The organism is Streptomyces sp. NPDC051133 (genome assembly GCF_040682635.1).
Classification (GTDB): Bacteria; Actinomycetota; Actinomycetes; order Streptomycetales; family Streptomycetaceae; genus Streptomyces.
Genome location: NZ_JBFBBK010000118.1, coordinates 1 through 6184, shown reverse-complemented (window position 1 = coordinate 6184; position 6184 = coordinate 1). Strand labels below are relative to the sequence as shown.

At 71.3% G+C, this 6184-nt stretch carries 4 protein-coding genes and 1 pseudogene; 2 read left to right on the top strand and 3 right to left on the bottom strand.

Translation table 11 applies throughout. The features are described from left to right. The coding region (locus tag AB0N17_RS44835) for a TauD/TfdA family dioxygenase (protein WP_366017466.1) at positions 1–578 on the top strand (578 nt) is incomplete at its 5' end. 1 nt (position 579) lies between these two features. On the opposite strand, the gene AB0N17_RS44830 is transcribed toward AB0N17_RS44835, so the two are convergent. The 3 genes and pseudogenes from AB0N17_RS44830 to AB0N17_RS44820 form a co-directional block, all read right to left on the bottom strand. After that, complete coding sequence (locus AB0N17_RS44830) at positions 580–1608, bottom strand: LLM class flavin-dependent oxidoreductase (protein ID WP_366017465.1); 1029 nt, start codon at positions 1606–1608, stop codon at positions 580–582. An 83-nt stretch (positions 1609–1691) separates the two neighbouring features. Next, complete coding sequence (locus AB0N17_RS44825; protein ID WP_366017464.1) at positions 1692–3194, bottom strand: metallophosphoesterase; 1503 nt, start codon at positions 3192–3194, stop codon at positions 1692–1694. 59 nt (positions 3195–3253) lie between these two features. Beyond that, positions 3254–3394, bottom strand: a pseudogene (locus AB0N17_RS44820) (DUF1905 domain-containing protein); the annotation flags it as partial. Positions 3395–3751: 357 nt separating this feature from the next. Here AB0N17_RS44820 and AB0N17_RS44815 point away from each other — a divergent pair. Then, positions 3752–6184: M4 family metallopeptidase (locus AB0N17_RS44815; protein WP_366017463.1), on the top strand; the 2433-nt coding region annotated here is incomplete at its 3' end.

The window sequence follows — 6184 nt, the reverse complement described above, 5'->3', positions numbered from 1 at the left end:
GCGCCCGGATCGACCCGCCGGCCGCGACGATCCTGCGCGCCGAGACCGTCCCGCCCTACGGCGGCGACACCACCTGGGCCAACCTGGCCGCCGCCTACGCCGGGCTGTCGGCGCCGGTGCGTGCCTTCGTGGACGGCCTGCGCGCCGAGCACCGGCTGGGCGTCGGCTACCAGCCACGCCCCGGCGACGACGCCTACCTGCGCCATCTGCTGGACCACCAGGTCGCGTCCGTGCACCCGTTGGTGCGGGTGCACCCGGAGACGGGGGAGCGGGTGCTGTCCGTCAACGGCTACTACCTGGAGCAGATCACCGGTGTCTCCCGTCCGGAGAGCGCGGCGCTGCTGGAGATGCTGCTGGAACAGGCGGTCCGCCCCGAGTACACGGTCCGCTTCCGCTGGGAGCCCGGCAGCGTCGCCTTCTGGGACAACCGGGCCACCATCCACCTGGCCCCCGGCGACAACGCGCACCTGGGCTTCCCCCGGATCATGCACCGGGTGATGCTCGCGGGCGACGTCCCGGTGGGCGTGGACGGCAGGCCGTCGGAACCGGTCACCGGTACGCGGGCGGGCCGTTGGTGAGTCAGTGCGCCGGCCGCCACCCCAGCGCCGGGCCCAGCCGCGTCGCCATGTCCGTGAGGATCTGCACGTAGTCGTCGTGCCCGAAGGTGAACGGCAGCGCGAACGCCACCTCGTCGATCTCGCGGAACGCGGCGTGCGCCCGCAGCCGTTCGGCGAGCTCCGCCGAGCTGCCGACGAGGTCCGGCGCGAACAGCAGCCGCGCCGGGCCCTGCGGGGAGGCCGTGCGCGGCAGCCGCCCGGCCGCGTACTCCTCGTACCTGGCGCGCTGTCGCGGTGTCGCCGAGTCGGTGGGGATCACCACCAGGCCCTGCGAGACACGGGCCGCCTCGCCCTGCGGGTGGTGGGCGCGGAACTCCCGGATGTGCGACAGCTGGATCGCGGCGAAGTCGAGCGGCCCTTTCCCGCCCTCCGCCTTGACGACGCTGCTGGTCAGGAAGTTCATGCCGTGCTCGCCCGCCCAGCGCGCCGACCCGAGGCTGCCGCCGCCGTACCACAGCCGCCGCCCGAGTCCCGGGGAGTGCGGCTGCACCACGTCCGAGTAGGTCTCGAACCCCTCCACCCCGCTGAAGTCGGTGGCGGGCTTGCCGCGCACCAGGTCCAGCAGCCGCCGCACCCGCTCGTGGCCGAAGTCCTCCGCGTCGGCGCTGTCGGGATAGAGGGCGCCCTTGACGTGTTCGTAGTGCATCGGCGGGCCCACGCTGACGCCCGGGTTCAGCCGGCCGCCGGACAGCACGTCGACGGTGGCCAGGTCCTCGGCGAGCCGCAGCGGGTTCTCCCAGCCGAGCGGTGTGACCGCGGTGCCCAGCTCGATCCGCCGCGTCCGCTGCGAGGCGGCGGCCAGGACGGCGACCGGGGACGAGATGCCGTACTGAAGATGCCGGTGGCGCACCCAGGCGCTGTCGAAGCCGAGCCGCTCACCCAGCTCGATGATCTCCAGCGTGGACTCGTGGCCCCGGGCCGGGTCCGCCGCGTCGAACAGGCCGATGGTGAGGAAGCCCAGCTTGCGCAGTGGGCGGGGGATGGACGGCACGGGCTTCCTCCAGCGGCTCTGACGTCGGCTCCTTCCCGATTCTGGCAGGCGAGTGTGACAACCGTGTGATGCGATGCGGGGGCTCAGTCCAGCGGGATGGTGACCTCGTCCTCGACCGGCGGGTCCAGTTCCTGCGCGCGGTTGCCGGTGGCGGCGAAGCAGCGCAGCCGGACCGCGTCCGGGGTGACGTCCAGCCGCAGGAAGCACTTGAAGAACGGCGGGTCGTAGGTGGTGGAGGACGGCGAGAACAGCTGGGTGTACATCTTCTTCACGGGCAACCGGAACCGGGAGCCCCGGCCGGGGCGGCTGCCGGTGCCGAGAAGGCCCGCGATCAGCCGGGTGCGCCGGGTGACCCGGGCGTCGGGGCCGGGCGCGCGGCCCGGTTCGATGCCGAGGCGTTCGGCGACGACCGCGGTCGCCTCGGCCTCGGTGAGCCGGAACAGGCGGCGCAGCCGCAGCCGGCGGCCGTACAGGCGGCTGTAGAAGGCGAGCGAGTCGCCGCGCAGCGGATAGCAGCGGAAGTCGCGCTCGGTGACACCGCCGACGGCCACTTGCGGGATGGTGTGCGTGGCGTGCATGAACGCCCCGCCGCCGCCCGCGACCACGTACTGGACGGTGCGGCCGTCCACGTCGACCGGGTAGCGCTGGTAGTTGTGGATGTCGCCGCCGATCGCGGCCACGTAGTGGTGCTCCGGGGCGCGGACGATCTCGTCCACCGTGCCGCCGCCCTCGATGGCGCACGGATGGTGCTCGCCGTCGACGTACAGCGGCGATCCGGTGACGAGGATCTTCGGCTTCGGTCCCTTCGACACCTCGCGCAGCCAGGCACCCTGTTCGGCGTCGATCGTGCCCAGCAGACCGGTGTCGATGCCGACGATCCGCACCGGGCCCGCGTCGATCGCCCAGTACGGCCCCGGCTGCTCGGCCTGCTGGCCGGGCGCCGACCGCAACGTCCGTGCCCGCGCGAGCCGTTGCTCGTCGGTGGGGCCCGGCCGGTGCCAGAGCAGGGCGCGCCACCAGGCGCCGCTGAGCGGGCGGGGCCGGGGCTCGGGGGCGAGCGGCGGGGAGTCGCCGCAGAAGACGCGCATGAAGGCGCCGAGGTCCTCGTACCAGTCGTGGTTGCCCGGTATCGCGAAGATCGGCGCGGGATAGTCCTGGTAGGGGCGGAAGAACTTGGTGCCGTAGTCGCCCGCGCCGCCCACCGGATAGATCACGTCGCTGGCGATCACCGCGAACTCCGTGTCCTGACCGGTCTTCAGAAATCCCGGGACGACGGCGTACTGGGAGGCGTCGCCCTCGCCGGTGTCGCCGATGACCAGGAAGGAGAACCGCTCGGGGACCTCCCGCCGGATCACCTTGTCGGCCGGTGCCCCCGCCGCCCGCCGCTGCGCCACCCAGCGGCTGCGGGTACGCCCGGTGGGATCGCCGAACCAGGACGCCAGCACGCCGTTGCGGGCGGCCCACAGGATGCGCGGATTCAGCCACGACAGCTTCTCGACGTGGTCCGGCATCAGCTGCTGGTAGGCGCCGCGCTCGGCCGAGCCCCAGCCGGCGCCCTGTGCGGTATCGCGTGAGGAGTCAGACACGCCGTGAACGGTAACAACGCGCTGCTCGCGGGTGGTTGCCGGGGCAGGGTCCCCTGAGGGGCCCCGAGCCCCTGCGGCGTCCGCACGACGCTCCTGACCGGCAGCGGACAGCCGCCGTCCTTGAGGAGGAGGGACGTGGTGAAGGCGACGCCGCCGATCCTGGCCTCGACGGGGATCGCGCCCCAGCCGTACGTCGTCAGACCGTGCGCCTGCGACCGTGCGTCTGCGACCGTGCGTCTGCGACCGTGCGTCTGCGACCGTGCGTCTGTGGCCGTGCCTCTGTGGCAGTGCGTCTGTGAGCGGCCCGGCCGGAAGCGGCCCGGCGACTTCCGGCCGTTCGTCCGGTGTCCGACCCCCGCCTCATAGGGAAAACCCTCGATTGCCACCCCATCGGGTGGCATGGACTGGTCAATCCTGTCATTCTCCCTGCGCACCTCGGTTCTCCCCACCCCGTTCACGGATCACGGTCCCGCACAGCTCAACTCAGCCGGGCAGCAGACCCGTTCGCCCGGTCTGTCACCGGCCGCGACCCGGCGGCCGCAGCATGAGGAGTACGAGTGAGACCCCACAGACCCCTTCCCCACAAGCGGGCCACGGTCGGAGCCGCCCTGGTCTCCACCGCGGCCTTCCTCGCCGTCGGCATCCAGGCGGTCCCCGCGACCGCCCACCCCGCCGCCCACCCCAGCCCGCTGCGCACCGGCGGCCTGGAGGCCAAGCTCAGCCCGGCCCAGCACCGCGCCCTGATGAAGAGCGCCCAGCAGAGCACCGCCGCGACCGCCCGCACACTGGGGCTCGGCGCCCAGGAGAAGCTGGTCGTCAAGGACGTCGTGAAGGACAACGACGGCACGGTGCACACCCGTTACGAGCGCACCTACGCCGGTCTGCCCGTCCTCGGCGGCGACCTCGTGGTGCACACCCCGCCCGCCTCCCTGGCCGCGGGAACCGTGAGCACCACGTACAACAACAAGCACAGGATCAAGGTCGCCTCGACCACCGCGACCTTCACCAAGTCGGCCGCGGAGACCAAGGCGCTGAAGACCGCCAGGTCCCTCGACGCCGCGAAGCCCACCGCCGACAGCGCCCGCAAGGTGATCTGGGCCGGCAACGGCACCCCGAAGCTCGCCTGGGAGACGGTGATCGGCGGCTTCCAGGACGACGGCACTCCCAGCCGGCTGCACGTCATCACCGACGCCGGAACCGGCAAGGAGCTGTACCGGTACCAGGCGGTCGACACCGGTGTCGGCAACACCCGGTACAGCGGCCAGGTCACGATGACCACGACCCAGTCGGGTTCGACGTACACGCTGACCGACGGCACGCGCGGTGGTCACAAGACGTACAACCTGAACCACGGCTCCTCGGGCACCGGGACACTGTTCTCGCAGTCCAGCGACACCTGGGGTGACGGCACCAACTCCAACGCCGCCACCGCGGGCGCCGACGCGCACTACGGCGCACAGGAGACCTGGGACTTCTACAAGAACACCTTCGGCCGCAGCGGCATCAAGAACGACGGCGTCGGCGCCTACTCCCGTGTCCACTACGGCAACGCGTACGTGAACGCGTTCTGGGACGACAGCTGCTTCTGCATGACCTACGGCGACGGCTCCGGGAACAACGACCCGCTGACCTCGCTGGACGTGGCCGGCCACGAGATGAGCCACGGCGTCACCTCCAACACCGCCGGCCTGGACTACACGGGTGAGTCCGGCGGCCTGAACGAGGCGACCTCCGACATCTTCGGCACCGGCGTGGAGTTCTACGCCAACAACTCCAGCGACGTCGGTGACTACCTCATCGGCGAGAAGATCAACATCAACGGCGACGGCACCCCGCTGCGCTACATGGACAAGCCCAGCAAGGACGGCGGCTCCGCCGACAGCTGGTACTCCGGTGTCGGCGGCCTGGACGTGCACTACTCCTCGGGCCCGGCGAACCACATGTTCTACCTGCTGTCCGAGGGCAGCGGCACCAAGGTCATCAACGGTGTGACCTACAACAGCCCGACCTCGGACGGCGTCGCCGTCACCGGCATCGGCCGCGCCGCCGCGCTGCAGATCTGGTACAAGGCGCTGACGACGTACATGACGTCCAGCACCAACTACGCCGCTGCCCGCACCGCCGCCCTGAACGCGGCGACCGCGCTGTACGGCGCCAACTCCGCCCAGTACGCCGGGGTCGCCAACGCCTTCGCCGGCATCAACGTCGGCAGCCACGTGACCCCGCCGGGCAACGGAGTGACGGTCACCAACCCGGGCAACCAGACCTCCACCGTCGGCACCGCGGTCAGCCTCCAGGTGCAGGCGAGCAGCACCAACAGCGGTGCGCTGACCTACAGCGCCTCCGGGCTGCCGGCCGGTCTGTCGATCAACGGCTCCACCGGCCTGATCACCGGCACGCCGACCACGGCGGGCACGTCCAGCACCACCGTGACGGTGAAGGACTCCACCGGTGCGACCGGCACCGCGGACTTCACGTGGACGGTCAACTCCGGCGGCGGAGGCGGCTGCACGTCGACCCAGCTGCTGGCCAACCCGGGCTTCGAGTCGGGCAGCACCGGCTGGAGCGCCACCAGCGGCGTCATCACCAACGACACCGGTGAGGCGGCCCACGGCGGCTCCTACAAGGCCTGGCTGGACGGCTACGGCTCCTCGCACACCGACACCCTGTCCCAGTCGGTGACGATCCCCGCGGGCTGCAAGGCGACCCTGACCTTCTACCTGCACATCGACAGTGCGGAGACGACCACCAGCACCCAGTACGACAAGCTGACGGTCACCGCCGGTTCGAAGACCCTGGCGACCTACTCGAACCTCAACAAGGCCTCCGGCTACAGCCAGAAGTCCTTCGACCTGTCCTCGCTGGCGGGCTCGACGGTCACGCTGAAGTTCAACGGCGTCGAGGACTCCTCGCTGCAGACCAGCTTCGTCGTGGACGACACCGCGCTCTGGGCCATCAAGAAGCAGGGCACGCTGGCCGGCGGCTGGATC